This is a genomic window from Mesorhizobium sp. M7D.F.Ca.US.004.01.2.1 (assembly GCF_003997785.1).
GTDB classification, from domain to species: Bacteria; Pseudomonadota; Alphaproteobacteria; order Rhizobiales; family Rhizobiaceae; genus Mesorhizobium; species Mesorhizobium loti.
Genome location: NZ_RZRQ01000035.1, coordinates 1 through 17459 on the forward strand (window position 1 = coordinate 1; position 17459 = coordinate 17459).

Below are 17459 nucleotides of genomic sequence, written 5' to 3' on the forward strand. Positions count from 1 at the left end.
GGCGATGTCTGATCGCCGTGTTCATTGGACGCGGAATGCTCGTTCAAGGAACCCGAAAAGCTGTCCAACTCGATATTGGTCGTCATGGCTGAAACCCCTCCGATATTTCCCGGATAGAGACAGCGGCCACTTCTACTTTGCAACAGTCTCGAAATCTATTTCATATATTCTGATATGCATGGTTCGGCATTTTTTACACGTGGTAAACCTCAAACATATAACCTGATATATGTTGGCTTCCATGCGACTTGCTTGACCGATGGCAGGCCGGAGTTTTCTGGTAAATGAAAGTATAAAATTGAATAAAATTTTATAGAAAATAGACGTAGTGATTTGCGGGAAAGTTATCCACCTTCCTTTCCAATAATTTGAGACAAGATTGGTAGCGTCCACAGTCAAAGGTGGGCGTTATGAAAAAAGAAAATTCCCTGGGAAAAACCAGGCTCAAGGTGCTCTTGCTGGCAATCGGGCTTGTCGGCCTGGCGGGGCCATCCTTCGCGAAGGCCGCTTCCAGCGAGGTCGCCGCATCCGGCACGGCTCTGGAAAAGGTCCAGACGCCGCCCTGTCTCGGCGGTGTTTCGCTGGCGAGGCCTCAGCCCTGGCAGCCTGTGGCCCCTTACCGGATCGGCATGGTTTTCAGCAGCTATGGCGCGGCGGTTTCCGACCGCGGGGATGGCTCGTCAGTGGCACAAGGTGAGGCCGGGATAGATCCGGTGCAGACGGCGTCGATCATTCCGGGCGTGTTCGGATCGGTTGCTTTGTCGATGCGCAATTTTCCAGTCGCGGCGCGCTGGGCGCCTGTCTACCAGGCAATCACCGCCTGCTCGGCAGGCAGTGCCTGCGAGCGCAAGAGCGCGGCTTTTGCCGACATGATCTCCGCCGCCCAAGGCAAGGGATTCAGCGAGAAACTATCCTTCGTCAACAGCAGCGTAAATCGCCTGATCGCATACCGGAAAGACAGCGTCGTCTACGGCAAACTCGACTATTGGGCGAAGCCTTCGGAGATTCTCGAGCGGCGCGCCGGCGACTGCGAGGATTTTGCCATCCTCAAGATGACGGCTCTGCTGAGGGCTGGCATTCCAACGCAAAGCATGGCGCTCGTTGTTCTCCAGGACCGCAAGCGAGGATTCTTTCACGCTGTACTCTCGGTGAGCACAGGCAGCGGCACCTTCATTCTCGACAGCCTCAGCAACACTGTTGTGCGCGATAGCGATCTCCCGGATTACGTTCCGCTCTATTCGTTCAGCACGGACCGGGCCTGGATCCACGGCTCGAGACCGGGCGGAGCCCAGATGGCTGACATCAAAGGCGGTTTCGCAACCGTCGCACCTGGCGAAGGTTTTCAGCCATAGGTTTCGGCAAGATTGTGCGATGCATTCCGGCGCGGGGGGACAGTCTATCTGTGGTCTAACCGCCGAAGACGAACGCCATCAGCAACTCCGGCTCGACCACCGGAGCCCTCACCACATTCAACTGCCCTCGGTATCGACGGTCACCGGCACCGATGACAAAACCGGTAGCCACGGGCGCTTCGCCATTGGCGTCGAGCCGCGCGAAGATGTCGGCCACATTGAGGTCCAGCGCCAGCTTGAGGTCGTGCCGGGCATCATCGTTTGGAACGATCGGCAATTGACGCTTGACCAGTTGCTGGAACGGCGCGTTGAACGTCAGGATCTTCTTCGATGAAGCCAGGGCAAAGGCCGGTGACGGGCAAGCGAGCAGTATAGCGCTGATGGTATTGATCGACGCAAGCCTTCGCAAAGTCAGGTTTTCGTCCGCCAATCCACGCATGCAGGCCACCCTGATCGCGGATGTCAGGTTACCTGTCTGCGCCTGGCTTTCGGCGATCTCATCGATGAGCATGCCGATCGTGCACTTCCTGCTTTCAGCCATCTGCTTCAGCGACATCCAGAATGCCCGCTCCAGACGGATGCCGCGTCGTATGCCGCCACGTGCCACGACCCGAAATTCCAGCCCAAAATCCTGGGCCGTGACCGCAGGAAGCAGCCGCTCGCCATCAGGATGGTGAAAGCTGGCGCTACCGCTCACTCATCGCCTCCTCACGTGCCTTGTTGATCGGCTTCAAGAGGTAGTGCAGGATCGTCTTGCGCCCGGTCTTGATGTCGACTGAACAGATCATTCCGGGGATGATCGAGTAAGCCTTGCCGTCTCTCTCAAGTGTCGATTTGTCCGTCGACACGCGCACCTGGTAATAGGGTTCCCCTGTCTTCTGGTCGACCAAGCTGTCAGCCGTAATGTTAGAGACCTTGCCTTCGATGCCGCCGAAGATCGAGAAATCATAGGCGGTGACCTTGATAAGTGCTTCCTGGTCGGGACGGATGAACGCGACATCCCGTGGCGAGACCCGTGCCTCCACAAGCAAGGTCTCGGAGGTTGGCACGATGCCGGCCACGACAGCACCAGGCTGGACGAAGGCCCCGACCGTGTTCAGCTCCAGCGTGTTGACGATGCCGTCCACCGGAGACCGGATATCGGTGCGCGCGACCTTGTCGGTGGCCCCCCTTATGGTTTCGTCCACCACCGAAAGGTCCGCCAGCGCCTGGGTAAGGTCGTCCAATGCCTCCTGCTGCAGTTGCAGGCCGAGTTCTTCGACCTGAAGCTGAGCTTCCGTAATCGACGATTTGATCTTCTTTATCGTTTCGCCGGCTAGGTTCAGCTGGCCGTTGAGTTCGGTCTGTTCGCGCTCTACCCGGAGCTGCTCGGTCCGTGCCATCAGGCCTTTCTTGACCATCGCGTCGACCAGTTTTGCCTCCTGGTCGCTGACCACCAGGTTTTTGGTCAGACGGTCGGAATTGGCCACCGCCTCGGCCAGTTCCCTCTCGCGCTGGTCAAGGCGTGACTTGAGCACGGACAGCTTGTTGTCGAAGTTCTCGCGTCGGGCGATGAGCAGCTTCTGTTCATTGTCGCAGATTTGCGGAGCGATTGACTGAATGTCCGGCGGGCACGGAAATGGGCCCGAGAGATTGCCGGCCTGTTCGTATTTCAGCCTTGCTATGCGCACTTCCAGCGCGCGCGCCTTGGCCTGCTGCTCGCCAAGACTGGACGTGTTGAGCGTGTTGTCCAGGCGAATGATGAGATCGTTCTTCTTGACGATCTGGCCAATCGTCACGGCGATTTCCTGAACGACACCGGCTTCGCTCGCCTGAATGATCTGGGTCTTGGAAGCGGGTATGACCTTGCCGTCGCCGCGTGCGATCTCATCGACTTCGGCAAAGGACGCCCAGGCGACAAAAACGACGAAGAGCGCTCCGATGATGAATATGGACGCCGACGCAAACAGCGGCGGTCGATCTTCTCTGGCAAGCATTTCCCACGCCCCAACGCATTGGATGCAATATTTGTCTTGTCAGGCGCTTGTTTTCTGCAACGCCTGTATGACTTGGTCTTTCGGTCCGTCAGCAACGATCTTGCCCTGTTCGATAACGATCAGGCGGTCGGCCAGTTCAAGCATGCTGAAGCGATGTGTCGAGACGATCAGCGTGGTGTCACGGTCAAAGGCGACTTTGAGCTGCTTGATCAACTGGCGTTCCGATGCGAGATCCATCGAGCCCGACGGCTCATCCAGAAAGACGATTTTCGGTTTGGTCAGCAGCAGGCGTGCGATCGCCACCGTCTGCCTCTGGCCGCCTGAAAGATTGGTGCCGCGCTCGCCGACATTCATGTCGTAGCCGCGTGGGTGGCGTGAGACGAAATCGTCGACGCCAGCCGCCTTTGCCGCCTCGATGATCTGCTCATCGGTAGCCTCGGGGCATGCCATCAGGAGGTTCTCCTTGATGGTGCCCGAGAACAGATCGCCAGCCTGCGCAACGATGCCGACCGCGGCGCGAACCTCGGACGGGTGATACTGGCGAATATCGATCCCGTCCAGCAGCAGCTCACCGGAGGTCGGCAGGAAAAGCCTGCCGATCAGCCGGCCCATCGTCGTCTTTCCCGATCCTATGCGGCCGATGATGCCGATCCGCTCACCCGGCTTGACCGAGAAATTCAGGCCGGTCAAAACCTCGTTTTCGGAGCCCGGATAGACAAACCCGACATTCCTGAACACCATCGCCCCCTTGCGAATGGGGCGGTTGACGAAACCCACCGTTTCCGGTCGGTCTTCCGGTTGAGCCATGATCGAGTTCACCATTCTCAACGAGAGCATGGCCTGGCGAAACCGGGACAGGGTGATGGCGATCTGGCCGAGCGGCGCTACGGCCCTGCTCGCCAGCATCACCGTTCCTATGATTGCTCCCGTCGAGACATGCCCTTCCGAGAAGGCATAAGCGCCGGCCACGACCAGAGCGACGGTCACCAGTTGCTGTATGGACTGGGTTATGTTGCCCGCGGCCGCCGAAAGCTGTTTGATCTTCTCGGACGTGTTGGCGGCGTTCTTGGAGTGCTCCCCCCATTTTCGCAGCAGATACGCCTCGGCGCGCAGCGACTTGATGGTCTCCAGCGTGGAGATGGATTCAACCAACAGGGCCTGGCGTTGCGAAGCTTCGTTCATCGACGCAGCGACGCGCTTGCCGATGCGGCGCTGGGTGATCAAACCGACGATGACGGACATCACGAAGGCCAGCGCCGGTATGATCACCAGCCAGCCGCCTATCGCGTAGATGACAAGAAGAAAGATGAAGACGAAGGCCGTGTCGATGAACACGCTGATGGTGTTCGAGGTGAAGAACTCTCTGACGAACTCATATTGCGTGACCCTGTTTGCGTATTCACCGGTCGAGCCGGGACGCGCCGACAGCGACGAGTTCAGCACTTTCTCGAACAGGAGATAGGATATCCGAAGATCCGCTTTGCGCCCTGCATAGTCGATGAGTGAAGCCCTGGCCGTCTTCAAGAGCAGGTCGAACAGGATGACAGCGCCAATGCCGATCGCCAGGACCCACAGCGTCGACACTGCCTTATTGGGCAGGATCCTGTCGTAGACGTTCATGGTGAAGATCGGCGAGGCTATGGCCAGAACATTGATGAACACCGCCGCCAGAACGACCTTCGAATAGGTCCGCCAGAAAGCGCCCATCGTTCCGGTCAGCCAGTGTCTTCTCTCGATCTTGGCTGCCGAGCCGACCGTCATGCCTTCGGCGGCGTTGGCGTAGGTTATCGAGAAGGATACGCCACCGCTGATATAGCTGGCGGCGAGTTCCGATCTGTCGATTGCGGTGCGGCCGTCTTCCTGCGGCGCGGTGATGTATGCACCGCCTTCGGTTTGGGCGAGCAGGGCGACCGGCAACTGGCTGACGCGAAAGACGATGGCGGGAAAGTCTACGCGTCCCCTGAGAAAGTCGCGGTGACTGAACTCGGTGACTTCCAGGCCGATGCGCTCGGCAAGGTGCCTGATGTCGTCGACCTCAATTCGCGTGTCCGAGAGCGGCACGCCGGCGAACAGCACGGTCTCCGCGCTCGGCCTGCCGAGATATCCGGCAACCGCTGAGAAGCAGGCCTTGAACGCCTCCTTGGGGGAGAGGATGTTGGGTTGCTGGTTCACGATCTGCCCGTCAGGACTCTCGCAGGACCTTGTGCCGTCTTATTTCTTCCTCACTGGGGCGAGGATGTCGAAAGGCAGGTCGTTCTTCTGCTCCGATGGCGTCCGCGCATAGGTTTCCGTGTCTGCGGTTTCCGGTGCTGCAAACTCGGCTCGTGCATAGGCCGTCGCTTGCTTTGCCGGCTGAAGGTTCATCGTTTTCAGCAATTGTCCGGTCGCGGCCAGAAGCCGGTACTGGGCAAACAGCGATGCATAGGAAGCGGTGTCCGCCAGCGTTGCCGTGTTGAACCGCGTATTCTGTGCATCGAGCACGTCGAGCAGCGAGCGCTGTCCGACTTTGAACTGCTCGCGATAGGAAGCGACCAGCTTCTCATTGGCGGCGGCCTGTTGCCTCAGGGTCTTTGCCAGATCGGCTTGCCGGAACCGGCGATCCCATGAGGTGCGAACAGCTTCCTCGATTTCGCGCTGGACCTGATGCAGCGCGAGACGCTGTTCACTGGTGCGGCGGATCTGCTCCTGCTCATTGGCCTTGTCGATGCCACCGCGGTAGAGGTTCCAGCGCAGGACCACGCGCGCTTGCAGGTCGGAAGTGTCGCCATTGTCACCGTCAATGTCAGTTCCCGCCCGGGCGACACCTTCAGCGATGATGGAGGGGCCAAATTTTGCCCGCGCAGCGTCCACGAGGGAGGCCGCCGCGTCGATGTCGCTGTTGGCCATGTGCACGCGCGGATTGCTTTCGCGCGCCAACCCTATTGCCTCGTCAAGCGAGCGCGGGAGTGCGGCCGAGACGTCGCCCGGTCTCGAAGGGCTGATCAGCGGCTTTCCGACGGTCTTGAAGAAGCGGATCTTGGCCGCTTCCAGTTCCTCGGTCGCCTCCTGCATGCGCGCCTTGGCGGCGAACAGCCGTTCCTCGGCCTGTTGCCGGTCGGCCTCGTTCAGCGCGCCGCCCGAGATGCCTTGCCGGATGTCGCCGAGAATTGCCTGATGGAAGCCGAGATTTTTCTTCGCTTCGGCGACAATCGACGCCTGCAGCATGTACTCCAGGTAGTCCTGGACAACGGACAGCCCGATGAATTCGGACCGTTCCAGCACCCGGAATGAAGCGCCATCGACGCGCGATGCCTGGCGGTTCAATTCGGCCCGCCTTGCGCCGCTGTCATAAAGCGTCTGCGAAACGGTAAGATCCGTTTCAGCTGGATAGAGCGCATCGTCTTGTATGGAAAGCGAGCGCCTGGATGGATTGTCCAGCCGGCGAACGCCAGCCGATGCCTCGACATCGACACTGGGAAGATAAAGGCCTTTGGCTTGCCGCAGCTCGAACTCGATTGCTTCGCGGTTTTCGATCGCCTGTCCAATCTCGGGATTGGATTCCACCGCAACAGCCATCGCCTCCTTGAGCGTGAGCGCATGAGCGCTCGCGCAGGTCAGCATCGTGGCCGCCATCAAGAGACCAAGGCGCTTGCCTATGGTCGACACGCTTGTCGTATTCATTCAACCCACCCTAACGTTTCCCCAGCGCCTTTTCACAGCGCTACAACCAAGCCCAGGGGCTGCCGTTGGAGAACTATCCAACAGATTCACGAAATATGTGAGTGATTATTAATTTAGATAACACTAAAAGAGCTGATTCGCGCTACAAGGCTGCGGGATGTAGCAAAAATAGCACATAAACATCGACCCGCTGCGGTTGCACCCGGACGCTGTCACGTGTGGGAAACCGCAAAAACATGAGGGCCGCCGGCCAATGCGGGCAGAATCGTAGCAGACGCGAACAGTCGCTATTGACGACTAATCCAGAGTTGGATCGCTGTTTCGGACAGCGCCACGCTAGGTGCCGCGTGCCATCGAGGATAGCAATTCCCGCCAAAACACGCTCTCGGCAGCCTGTCGGCGCCGACTAGATGTTCTCGCGGGTGTAGATCTCAAAGGGCAGGATCGTCGTGAAGTTGCCGCCTTCGTTCGGGGCGGAGACGGCGCGGACCATGCCGGCCAGCGCTTCTTGCGCGATGCGGGCGAGCGGATGCGAAATGACAAAAGTCAGCGTGCCGTCGAGCAGGGCTGGGCGCGTCGAGTCCATCAGCTCATAGCCGACGACGACGAGGCTGCCGGCCCGCCCGGTGGAGCGCAGCGCCGCGATGGTGCCGGTGATGCCGCCACCGGCGACATAGAGGCCGGACAGATCCGGATTTTCGTTCAGCAGCTTCTCGGTCATCTCCTGCGCGATGGCGCTCGATTCGAAGGTCAGCAGCGGCTCCAGCAGGGTGAAGCCAGGCGCGTGCTCGCGGAAAAAGGAACGGAAGCCGCTTTCGTTCATTTCCTGGCAGCGGTAGCGATGATTGCCGACGAGGATGCCCAATTTGCCGGGCGCCCGGCAGACATGCTCAAACACCCAGGCGGCGGTGCGCCCGACCTTCCAGTTGTCCAGTCCGATGTAGTGAACCTGACCCGTCGCCGAGATCTGCGAGATCAGCGCAAACACCGGCACGTTGCGCGCCTGCAGCGCGTCGACCGCCTGGGTGACCAGCGGATGGACGGCGGCGACAACGCCGACGGCGTCGCATTCGGCACCGAGCGCCAGCAGGCGCGCTCCGACGTTTTGCGGCGACAGATCGTCGAGAAACTCGATGCGCAGTTCTATCTCGCAGTCGGGCATGGCCGGCGCCACCGCGCGCAGCGCCTCGGCGATGTTGCGGTAGAAGGCGCGGCCCGGCTGGTGCAGCAGGAAGCCAAAGCGGTAGTGCGGCCGTGCGGCCGCTATGCGGCTGCGCAGCGCGCCCATGCCGTAGAAGCCAATCTGCTCGGCGGCCAGCCTGACGCGCTCGCGCGTGCCCTGGCGGACGGCACCAGCGCCGCTCAGCACCCGGTTGACGGTGGCCACCGAAACATTCGCCTCGGCAGCTACATCCCTGATCGTCGGGCGCTTGTTCTGATCCATTTCGTCTCATCCGCCTGTAGCAATTGATACGAAAATATCATTCATCGCGTCAGATTGATATGAATGACACAATCCATTTGGAACAAACATTCTATTCTTGATTCATTTTGGATCAAGATGTTTATCTCGTCAAAAGCAAGCAAGGCGGACGCACCGCCAGCCCAGGGATAGCAGCAGCACAGCGCAGACGGGTTTTCGCCCACCGCTCTCAGGCGGTGTGAGGCAGCGTGCGCGTGCGGCCCATCCCAAGACGTTGCGGGTGCGGCATTGCGGATGGAGGATTGCATGGACGATCTCAAATACGGCGTGCGCGACAAGCGCGGCGACTGGAAGCCGAACGGACGCATCGAGGGGGCGCCGTTATGGAACTGGCCGCCCAGGCTGCCGAAGATCCTGGCATGGCTACCCGGCTATATCTGGCCGTGGAATGCCTTCCACATGGCCACGGCGCTGATCTACTGGTTCTATATCGTGCCTGGCGTCGAGACGATGAAGACGATCAGCTGGGGCTGGGCGCTGTGGCTCTATGCCGTCAATGCCGCCACGATCCTCGTCTTCTACGGCATCTTCGAGCTGCGCTATTACATCAAGCGCACCCAGGCGACGCGGTTCAAATACAACCACAAATTCCCCGGCGATGCGCCCTCCGACGTGTTCTGGTTCCAGAGCCAGAACCTCGACAACTTCCTGCGCTCGTTCTTCATCACGATCCCGCTGTGGACCGTGGTCGAAGTCGTCTTCCTCTGGTGTTTTGCCAATGGCTACGTGCCGTGGGTCGGCTGGGCGGATCATCCGGTCTACCTCGCCGCACTGGTGCTGGTCGCGCCGGCCATCCACGAGGTGCACTTCTTCTTCATCCACCGCCTGATCCACTGGGGCCCGCTCTATCGCTGGATCCATTCGGTCCACCACAACTCGATCAACCCCTCGCCCTGGTCGTCGCTGTCGATGCATCCGGTGGAAGGCTTCCTCTATCACGCTGTCGCCTTCTGGCACCTGGTCATCCCGTCCAATCCGATCGTCGCGCTGTTCCAGCTGCATGTTGCCGGCTTCGGTGCCGTCAATGGCCATCTCGGCTTCGACAAGCTGGAAGTGACCGACGACAAGGCCGTCGATAGCCACGCCTACGCGCATTACCTGCACCACAAATATTTCGAGGTGAACTATGGCGGCGACGGGCTGATCCCGCTCGATCGGTGGTTCGGCACCTGGCACGACGGCACCAGGGAGGGCGAAGCCATGATGGACGCCCGCTTCCAGAAAAAGAAGGAACGCATGAACGCCAAAGCCGAGGCGAACCATTGATCACATGACGCGGCGCGCAATCGGGAGAGGTGCGCGCCTGCGGATGAATTATTTTTTCTAAACCCGTCTGACGACGGCAACCGGGAGGAAATGAAATGAAAACTATCACGAAACTGCTGACAGCGATCATGCTTGCGGGCGTGGCGGCGACATCGGCCACTTCGGCAATGGCTGACGGGGCGAAGATCTTCGTCATCGGCGGCAAGGCGGATGACCCGTTCTGGTCGAAGGTCAAGAAGGGCGCCGACGATGCCGGCAAGGTCGCCGAGCTGACCGGCGGCTCGGTCACCTGGCTCGGCCCGCAGAACTACGACAATCTCGGTCCGGACGCGGCCAAGCTGATCCGCACAGCGCTCAGCCAGAAGCCGAGCGCCATTGTCGGCCCCGACTGGGTCCCGGAGGCCATGGACGATGCCTTCAAGGAAGTCGTTGCAGCCGGCGTGCCGCTGATCATCTACAACTCCGGCGGCATGGACGCGGCCAAGCGGCTCGGCGCCATGAACTATGTCGGCAATGAAGAATACGCGGCTGGTCTGGGCGGCGGCGCCTATTACGGCAGCCATGGCTCCAAGAACGTGCTGTGCGTCAACACACTGCCCGGTGCCACCAACACCGAAGACCGCTGCAAGGGCATTGCCGACGCCATCGCCAAGAGCGGCGGCAAATCCAGCCAGTTGCCGCTGCCCTCGTCCAGCTTCGGCAACCCGACCGCGGTTGCCGAGGCGATCAAGGCCGCCGTGCTGAAGGACAACACCATCGATGGTGTCATCACCATCAGCGCCGGCGACGCCAACAGCGCCGCCAACGCCATCAGCCAGGCCAATGCCGGCGACAAGGTCAAGCTCGCTTCGTTTGACATGGACGAGACCGGCCTGCAGCGCATCAAGGCTGGTACGCAAATGTTCGCGGTCGACCAGCAACCCTATCTGCAGGGCTTTCTTGCGGTGTCGCTACTGAACGGCCTCGTCAACTATGGGCTCGACCTGCCGACCAAGCCGGTGCTGACCGGACCGGGAATCGTCGACGCCGCCAATGTCGACGCGACGATGGCCGGTGCCGGGGCCGGCGCCCGTTAGCTTCTGCAGACAGAGTGTCCGGCCCATTCGCGGGCCGGACATCATCTGCCACGCGCCGCCGACGATTGGCCGCGCCAGGCTCCCGTTGTTCAAGCCAGGGACATTTCGATGACATCCCAAGCCCATCACCAATCCGCCGTGGCAGCCACCGCGCCGCCCGCCCCGCACTCTTCGATGCCCTCGATCGGCAGCCTCGTGCGCCGCCCCGAAGTTGGCTCGCTGATCGGCATGGTCGCCGTTCTGGTGTTTTTCTCGATCTTCGGCGGCGCCAATTTCATGTCGGCCGGGGGTGCCGCGAGCTGGCTCAACGTCGCCTCGGAACTCGGCATCATCGCGCTTCCGATCGGGCTGCTGATGATCGCCGGGCATCTCGATCTCTCCGTCGGCTCGATGGTCCCCGCCAGTTCGATGACCATCGCTATCCTGTCGGGCCATTACGGCCTGCCGATCATCGTCGGCATCCTCGCCGCGCTCGGCCTTGGGCTCGCCGTCGGCTTCATCAACGGCGTGCTGGTGATCCGCACCAAGGTGCCGTCCTTCGTCGTCACCCTGGCCACGCTGTTTGCGCTCGCCGGCCTGACGCTCGGCCTCTCGGTCATCCTCTCCGGCAGCACCAGCGTCGCGCTGAAGAGCGGACCGACCGCCAAGCTTCTGTTCGGCGACTATCTCGGCGGCAAGTTCGAGGTGACGCTGTTCTGGTGGATCGCCGCCATCCTGATCGTCGGCTTCATCCTGAATTTCTCGCGCTTCGGCAACTGGATCCTGGCCATGGGCGGCGATGCCGTCAGCGCCCGCAACGCCGGCATCCCGACCGACCGGGTGACCATCGCCCTGTTCATGAGCAGCGGCCTGTGCGCCTCCTTTGTCGGCATGTCACAGGCGATCCTCTACAACAGCGCGCAAGTGGCCGCAGGCCAATCCTTCATCTTCAACTCGATCATCGCGGTGGTCATTGGCGGCGTGCTGCTCACCGGCGGCTACGGTTCGGTCGTCGGCATCGTGCTCGGCACGCTGACCTTCGCCATCGTCAACCAGGGCATTTTCTACACCGGCTTCGACGCCAACTGGGCAAGCCTGATCATCGGCGTCCTGCTGTTGGCGGCCGTGCTGATGAACAACACCTTCCGCACCATGGCGCTGACCTACGCACCACGTGCCAAATCGAGGGCTCGCTGATGACACCGCCCCTGCTCAGGCTGACTGGAATCAACAAGTCGTTCGGTCCGATCGATGTGCTCCACGACATCTCGCTCGAGGTCAACAGAGGCGAGGTGCTGTGCCTGCTCGGCGACAATGGCGCTGGCAAGTCGACGCTGATCAAGATCCTCTCCGGTGTCCACAAGCCGACATCGGGCACGATGGATATGGACGGCAAATCAGTCGCCTTCGACAGCCCGCGCGACGCCAGCGACCATGGCATCGCCACCGTCCACCAGTTCGGCGGGACGTTCCCGCTGATGAGCATCGGCCGCTCCTTCTTCGTCGGCGCCGAGCCGACGCGACGCTGGGGGCCGCTGACCATCTACGACCGCAAACGGGCCAACGAGATCGCCGTCACCGAGATGCGCCAGCTCGGCATCACCCGCATCGATGACGGCGACCGCCTTGTCGGTGGGCTGTCCGGTGGTGAACGCCAGGCGCTGGCGATCGCGCGCGCCGTGCATTTCGGCGCCAGCGTGCTGATCCTCGACGAGCCGACCGCGGCGCTTGGCGTCAAGGAGGCGGCGCACGTGCTGCGCATTGTGCTGCAGGCGCGCCGCAAGGGCATTGCGGTGATCTTCATCACCCACAATGTCGTCCATGCCCTGACCGTCGGCGACCACTTCGCCGTCCTCATCAGAGGCTCAAAGGCCGCCGACTTTCGCAAGGGCGAGAAGAGCCGCGAGGCGATCACCGACCTGATGGCCGGCGGCGAGCAGATGGCCGAGCTTGAAGCCGAGATCGAGAGCTTCTCGGCGGCTGACAACGGGCATGCGACGCAGGGCGCGAGCCACGCGTGACCAGTGAAGACGCCCATCTCCTCCTCCCGGGCATCTTCCTGTACGGCCGGCGGAATGCGTGGTCCGCCGGCCGCCTTTTTCAACCAACCAAAGACAGGCTTGCAGGAACCAGCAATGGCAAAGTGGATTGATGCGTGCGCGACCGATGACATCGAGGAAGAGGACGTCATCCGCTTCGATCACGAGGGCCGGACATTCGCCATCTACCGTAGCCCCGACGATGCATTCTTCTGCACCGACGGGCTGTGCACGCATGAGAAGGTGCATCTGAGCGGCGGGTTGGTTATGGAACACAGGATCGAATGCCCGAAGCACAACGGCGTGTTCGATTACCGGACCGGCGAAGCGCTGCGCGCACCGGTCTGCGTGAACCTGAAAACCTACACCACGAAGGTCGAGGACGGCCGCGTGTACATCGAGGTCTGACATGTCCGATACGTTTACGCTTGCGGCTTGCGTCGAAATGCTGTGGCGCGACCGGCCGATGGAATGGCGCGTCAAGCGCCTCACCGAAATGGGCTTCCAGGTCGGCCTCTGGAACTGGCCCGAGCACGATCTCGCAATGCTGGAAAGATCCGGCGCGACCTTCTCGATCATGAATGGATATTTGCACGGCCGGCTGGCCGATGACGAGGGTGCCGCCGAATTGCTGAAGACGGCTAAGGAGACGGCGGCGGTCGGCAAGCGCCTCGGCGTCGCGCGGCTCAATCTGCATGGTACCGGACTGGGCGATGGCGGCCTGCCGGTCACGCCCTGCGAGATCGTCACCGGCGCGATGTGGCTCAAGGCGCGCGACACGCTGAACCGCATTGCCGACCTCGCCGAAGCCGAGGGCGTGACGTTCACGCTGGAGAATTTGAACCTGCCGGTCGACCATCCCGGCGTGCCGTTTGGGCGCGCCGAGGACACGCTTGCACTAGTGTCTGATATCAACCGGCCGGGCCTGCGCCTCAATCTCGATCTCTACCATGCGCAGATCGGCGAAGGGAACCTGATCGAGCTGTGCCGCGCCTGCCTGCCGTGGATCGGCGAGGTCCAGGTGGCCGATGTGCCCGGACGCATGGAGCCCGGCACCGGCGAGATCAACTATCGCGGCATCGCCCGTGCACTGAAGGACATGGGCTACCGTGGGCCGGTGGGCATGGAGGCGTTTGCCTCCGGTGATCCCGAATTTGCCCTGCAGGCCTTCCGCGAAGCTTTCACCGTCTGAGGGAACAAGAATGGTCACCAAGAGCAGCCGCCCCACCGTCGCCGACATCCGCGCCATGAAGGGTCGCGGACAAAAGATTTCCATGCTGTACGTCACCTCGCTTGAGGAGGCGGCAGCGGCGGATGCAGCCGGCGTCGATATGCTTTCGATCGAGGGCCGCTTCTTCACGCCAGAGATGCGCGAGGCGGCCGGCCGCTGCTTCGTGCAGGTCGGGCTACCCTATGGCCCCGCCGGCGATCTGGTCACGTCGGAGGATTATCTGAAAACCGCCTACCACTTCATGCGCATCGGCGGCGATTGCTTCTACTGCGCCGCCTCGCTCGATATCCAGAAGGCGCTCTGCGACAATGCGGTGCCGGTCGTCGCCCATGTCGGCCTGATCCCCTCGCAATGCACCTGGACCGGCGGCTTCAAGGCCGTCGGCAGGACGGCCGAGAGTGCGCGGGCGGTGTGGGATCACGTCAAGCGCCTGGAGGCCATCGGCTGCTTCGGCGCCGAGCTGGAAGTGGTGCCCGACCGGGTTGCCGAACTGATCACCCGGAATACACCCTTGATCATGCTCGGCATGGGCGCCGGGCCGCATGCCGACGCACAGTATCTGTTCAGCGAGGACGTGCTTGGCCACACTGCTGGCCACAGGCCGCGCCACGCCAAGACCTACCGCAACTTCGCCGCCGAATATGAGCGGCTGCAGCGCGAGCGCATCGCCGCCTATCGTGAGTTCATATCCGACGTGCAGACCGGCGCCTATCCCGAGCCGCAGCACGTGGTTGCGGTCGCCGACGAGCAGCTTTCTGCTTTCAAGGCCTCTCTGGGTCTCTAGCGGCTATCTGCGGACGCGCGACCCGCGCAATCCGGCGACATGATAGGCCGCATTGCCTTCTGCAATCGCTCGCTGGATAGTCTCGGCCATGTTGGAGACCCTGGCGACTCACTGGCCACAAATTCTCGCCATCATCTCGGTGGTGATGGCGACCGCTGGCATCGCCCACGCCGTCATGACCAAGGAGGATGTCCGCGCCGCCACCGGCTGGGTCGGCGTCATGGTGCTGTCGCCGATCCTCGGCGTGCTGATCTATGCCGTCGCCGGCATCAACCGCATTCGTCGTGCCACGATCACCGCACAGCGTCCGCTGGCCGGCGACGCGGTGTCCGCCAAGTATGAACGCGACCTCGCCGCCGAAGAGGCCCTGATCGTCGAGCGGTACGGCCAGCGCTTCACGGGCTTGAGAACACTGGGCGACAGGGTGGCACGGCGCGCGCTCAACCCGGGAAATGCAATCGATGTGCTGGAGACAGGTGACGAGGCCTATGCCGCCATGTGCGCGGCCATCGACGGCGCCGAGCGCAGCATCCTGCTCGAGACCTATATTTTCGACAATGATGCCGTCGGCCTGCTCTTCGTCGAAGCGCTGGCTGGAGCTGTCCGGCGCGGCGTCACCGTCCGCGTGCTGATCGATGCCGTCGGCGCCCGCTACTCCGTGCCGAGCATCCTTGGGCATTTGCGCGAGGCCAACATCCCCGCCGATGTCTTCAACGGCAACATCGTCATGGGCCTGCGCCTGCCCTACGCCAATCTCAGGACCCACCGGAAGATCCTGGTGGTCGACGGCATGGCCGCCTTCACCGGCGGCATGAACATCCGCAAGGGCTTCTCCGCCGAATTCGCCGGCTCCAACAGCGCCAGGGACACACATTTCCGGGTGACCGGTCCGGTCGTAGCCGACCTCTTTTCGGTCGCCGCCGAGGACTGGCGCTTCGCCACCAATGAGGCTCTGAAGGGGGATGCCTGGCGAATTGCCCCGCTGTCACCGTCGCCCGGCGTGCCGATGCTGGTACGGGCGGTCGCGTCCGGCCCGGACGCCAGCAACGAGACCAACCACAAGCTGCTGATCGGTGCCTTCTCAGTCGCCCGCAAGTCGATCCGCCTGATGTCGCCCTATTTCCTGCCGGATCGGGAACTGATCAGTGCGCTGATCACCGCCGGCAGACGCGGTGTCGAAATCGACATCGTCGTGCCGGCCGTGAACAACCTCTTCCTAGTCGACCGTGCGATGACGGCGCAGTTCGACCAGGTGCTGAAACATTATTGCCGCGTCTGGCGTACCGAGGGACCGTTCGACCATTCGAAGCTGCTTTCGATCGACGGTGTGTGGGCCTATGTCGGCTCTTCCAATCTTGACGCCCGGTCGCTGCGGCTGAATTTCGAGATCGACCTCGAGGTGCTCGACGCCGGCTTTGCCAGCGAGATCGAGGCGCGGATCGGGTCGGCAATCGCCTCCGCCGTGCCGGTGACGCTGGACGCGTTGCGGGCCCGGCCATTCCTTATCAGGCTGTTCGACCGGGTGCTTTGGCTGGGTTCACCCTATCTCTAGATGGGCTTAGCCCTAGATGGGTTCACCCTATCTTTAACAAAACGACGTGTTTGCCGGATAGTTTGGTGTCGATCATGGAACATAAGCCCAAAGACTCTATTTGAGGTGCATGGTGAAAGCAGCTGAAATGGCAGGCACACGATGCGAATGAACGGACGCAGCCTCCCGGCAAGCATGCTTCTATCCATTCGTGACCGCCGGATGCAGAAGGCAAACGCCGCTGCACACAAGACGACAGCCATCACCGGCACACTGGTTGCCTCCTACAATGTCCACAAATGCATCGGCGTCGACAGGAAGTTCGACCCGGAGCGGACCATCCGCGTTATCCGCGAAATCGATCCGGATGTCATTGCGCTGCAGGAAGCCGACAACCGTTTCGGCGACCGTGATGGGCTTCTCGACCTGCCCCGGCTCGAGCGGGAAACCGGCCTGGTTCCGGTGCCGATTTCCGCGACCGGCAAGGGCCATGGCTGGCATGGCAATGTCCTGCTGTTCAAGAAGGGCGTCGTTCGTGACGTGCATCAGATCAAGCTTCCGGGTCTGGAGCCGCGCGGCGCGGTGGTGGCGGAGATCGACCTCGATGGAAGTCAGACGCTGCGCATTATCGCCGCCCATCTTGGCCTGCTGCGCCGTTCGCGCTCCCAGCAAGCACGTGTCGTGCTTGAACTGATGAACAGCCCGGACGAAAAGCCGACCTTGCTGCTCGGCGACCTCAACGAATGGCGGCTCGGCAACCGCTCCGCGCTCAACACGCTGCATGCGACGTTCGGCCCGCAGCCGCCGGCGGTCCCCACCTTCCCCTCAAACCTGCCGCTGCTGGCGCTCGACCGGATCATGGCCAACAGGCATGGCATGATTGCCGCTGTCGACGCGCATGACACGCCGCTTTCGCGCGTTGCCTCCGACCACCTGCCGCTGACGGCCTTCGTGCGCCTGGAGCGTGTCTCCGATAACGCCTTGATATCTCCGGCGTCGCAAAGCGTGTAGATTTCCGGTGGAACCGCCCGGTTCTTCCGCGAGTTGATATGTCGAGTTGATATGTCTTTAACTCGCAGGAG

The 17459-nt window shown here is 61.7% G+C and carries 15 protein-coding genes; 10 read left to right on the forward strand and 5 right to left on the reverse strand.

Going from position 1 to position 17459, the window contains the following annotated elements; all coding sequences use genetic code 11:
- Positions 1–410 precede the first annotated feature (410 nt).
- Entirely contained in the window at positions 411–1352 is a 942-nt protein-coding gene (locus EN993_RS08270) for a transglutaminase-like cysteine peptidase (protein WP_127262903.1), read from the forward strand.
- A 55-nt stretch (positions 1353–1407) separates the two neighbouring features.
- Here the strand turns inward: EN993_RS08270 and EN993_RS08275 are convergent, their stop codons facing one another.
- The 5 genes from EN993_RS08275 to EN993_RS08295 form a co-directional block, all read right to left on the reverse strand.
- A complete protein-coding gene (locus EN993_RS08275; RefSeq protein ID WP_109659512.1) occupies positions 1408–2049 on the reverse strand; it encodes a ribbon-helix-helix domain-containing protein in 642 nt (213 codons plus the stop codon).
- The gene (locus tag EN993_RS08280) at positions 2039–3328 is read right to left on the reverse strand and encodes an HlyD family type I secretion periplasmic adaptor subunit (protein WP_127262904.1); all 1290 of its coding nucleotides are present in this window, start codon (positions 3326–3328) and stop codon (positions 2039–2041) included. The genes EN993_RS08275 and EN993_RS08280 overlap by 11 nt, the downstream gene beginning before the upstream one ends.
- A gap of 39 nt (positions 3329–3367) precedes the next feature.
- Positions 3368–5500 carry a type I secretion system permease/ATPase gene (locus EN993_RS08285; protein ID WP_127262905.1) on the reverse strand — a complete coding sequence of 711 codons (2133 nt, stop codon included), beginning with the start codon at positions 5498–5500 and terminating at the stop codon, positions 3368–3370.
- A gap of 39 nt (positions 5501–5539) precedes the next feature.
- Positions 5540–6988, reverse strand: a complete 1449-nt coding sequence (locus tag EN993_RS08290) for a TolC family outer membrane protein (RefSeq protein WP_109659506.1) — start codon at positions 6986–6988, stop codon at positions 5540–5542.
- 406 nt (positions 6989–7394) lie between these two features.
- Complete coding sequence (locus tag EN993_RS08295; RefSeq protein WP_109659504.1) at positions 7395–8432, reverse strand: LacI family DNA-binding transcriptional regulator; 1038 nt, start codon at positions 8430–8432, stop codon at positions 7395–7397.
- 285 nt (positions 8433–8717) lie between these two features.
- Here EN993_RS08295 and EN993_RS08300 point away from each other — a divergent pair, with 285 nt between their 5' ends.
- The 9 genes from EN993_RS08300 (at position 8718) to EN993_RS08340 (ending at position 17388) form a co-directional block, all read left to right on the forward strand.
- A complete protein-coding gene (locus tag EN993_RS08300; RefSeq protein WP_109661251.1) occupies positions 8718–9737 on the forward strand; it encodes a sterol desaturase family protein in 1020 nt (339 codons plus the stop codon).
- Between the two features lie 95 nt (positions 9738–9832).
- On the forward strand, positions 9833–10813 hold the full coding sequence (locus EN993_RS08305; protein WP_127262906.1) for a sugar ABC transporter substrate-binding protein: 981 nt from the start codon (positions 9833–9835) through the stop codon (positions 10811–10813).
- A gap of 174 nt (positions 10814–10987) precedes the next feature.
- On the forward strand, positions 10988–11989 hold the full coding sequence (locus tag EN993_RS08310; protein ID WP_126071172.1) for an ABC transporter permease: 1002 nt from the start codon (positions 10988–10990) through the stop codon (positions 11987–11989).
- Positions 11989–12813 (forward strand): ATP-binding cassette domain-containing protein, encoded by an 825-nt coding sequence (locus EN993_RS08315; RefSeq protein WP_127262907.1) that lies wholly within the window; start codon positions 11989–11991, stop codon positions 12811–12813. Before EN993_RS08310 ends, EN993_RS08315 begins: the two co-directional genes overlap by 1 nt.
- A 114-nt stretch (positions 12814–12927) precedes the next feature.
- Positions 12928–13239, forward strand: coding sequence for a MocE family 2Fe-2S type ferredoxin (locus tag EN993_RS08320; RefSeq protein WP_109661247.1), 312 nt, complete (start codon positions 12928–12930; stop codon positions 13237–13239).
- Between the two features lies 1 nt (position 13240).
- Entirely contained in the window at positions 13241–14023 is a 783-nt protein-coding gene (locus EN993_RS08325; RefSeq protein WP_126070281.1) for a hydroxypyruvate isomerase family protein, read from the forward strand.
- Positions 14024–14033: 10 nt separating this feature from the next.
- Positions 14034–14846, forward strand: a complete 813-nt coding sequence (locus tag EN993_RS08330) for a 3-methyl-2-oxobutanoate hydroxymethyltransferase (RefSeq protein ID WP_127262908.1) — start codon at positions 14034–14036, stop codon at positions 14844–14846.
- A gap of 88 nt (positions 14847–14934) precedes the next feature.
- Positions 14935–16398, forward strand: a complete 1464-nt coding sequence (locus EN993_RS08335; protein WP_109659494.1) for a phosphatidylserine/phosphatidylglycerophosphate/cardiolipin synthase family protein — start codon at positions 14935–14937, stop codon at positions 16396–16398.
- Between the two features lie 141 nt (positions 16399–16539).
- Positions 16540–17388, forward strand: a complete 849-nt coding sequence (locus tag EN993_RS08340) for an endonuclease/exonuclease/phosphatase family protein (protein WP_109659491.1) — start codon at positions 16540–16542, stop codon at positions 17386–17388.
- The last annotated feature ends 71 nt before the right edge of the window (positions 17389–17459 follow it).

Bases quoted from the DNA above. Each gene is read 5' to 3' on its own strand.
- EN993_RS08270 (WP_127262903.1), top strand. From the start codon at position 411: ATGAAAAAAGAAAATTCCCTGGGAAAAACCAGGCTCAAGGTGCTCTTG.
- EN993_RS08280 (WP_127262904.1), bottom strand. From the start codon at position 3,328: ATGCTTGCCAGAGAAGATCGACCGCCGCTGTTTGCGTCGGCGTCCATA.
- EN993_RS08290 (WP_109659506.1), bottom strand. From the start codon at position 6,988: ATGAATACGACAAGCGTGTCGACCATAGGCAAGCGCCTTGGTCTCTTG.
- EN993_RS08295 (WP_109659504.1), bottom strand. From the start codon at position 8,432: ATGGATCAGAACAAGCGCCCGACGATCAGGGATGTAGCTGCCGAGGCG.
- EN993_RS08300 (WP_109661251.1), top strand. From the start codon at position 8,718: ATGGACGATCTCAAATACGGCGTGCGCGACAAGCGCGGCGACTGGAAG.
- EN993_RS08305 (WP_127262906.1), top strand. From the start codon at position 9,833: ATGAAAACTATCACGAAACTGCTGACAGCGATCATGCTTGCGGGCGTG.
- EN993_RS08310 (WP_126071172.1), top strand. From the start codon at position 10,988: ATGCCCTCGATCGGCAGCCTCGTGCGCCGCCCCGAAGTTGGCTCGCTG.
- EN993_RS08315 (WP_127262907.1), top strand. From the start codon at position 11,989: ATGACACCGCCCCTGCTCAGGCTGACTGGAATCAACAAGTCGTTCGGT.
- EN993_RS08320 (WP_109661247.1), top strand. From the start codon at position 12,928: ATGGCAAAGTGGATTGATGCGTGCGCGACCGATGACATCGAGGAAGAG.
- EN993_RS08325 (WP_126070281.1), top strand. From the start codon at position 13,241: ATGTCCGATACGTTTACGCTTGCGGCTTGCGTCGAAATGCTGTGGCGC.
- EN993_RS08330 (WP_127262908.1), top strand. From the start codon at position 14,034: ATGGTCACCAAGAGCAGCCGCCCCACCGTCGCCGACATCCGCGCCATG.
- EN993_RS08335 (WP_109659494.1), top strand. From the start codon at position 14,935: ATGTTGGAGACCCTGGCGACTCACTGGCCACAAATTCTCGCCATCATC.
- EN993_RS08340 (WP_109659491.1), top strand. From the start codon at position 16,540: ATGCGAATGAACGGACGCAGCCTCCCGGCAAGCATGCTTCTATCCATT.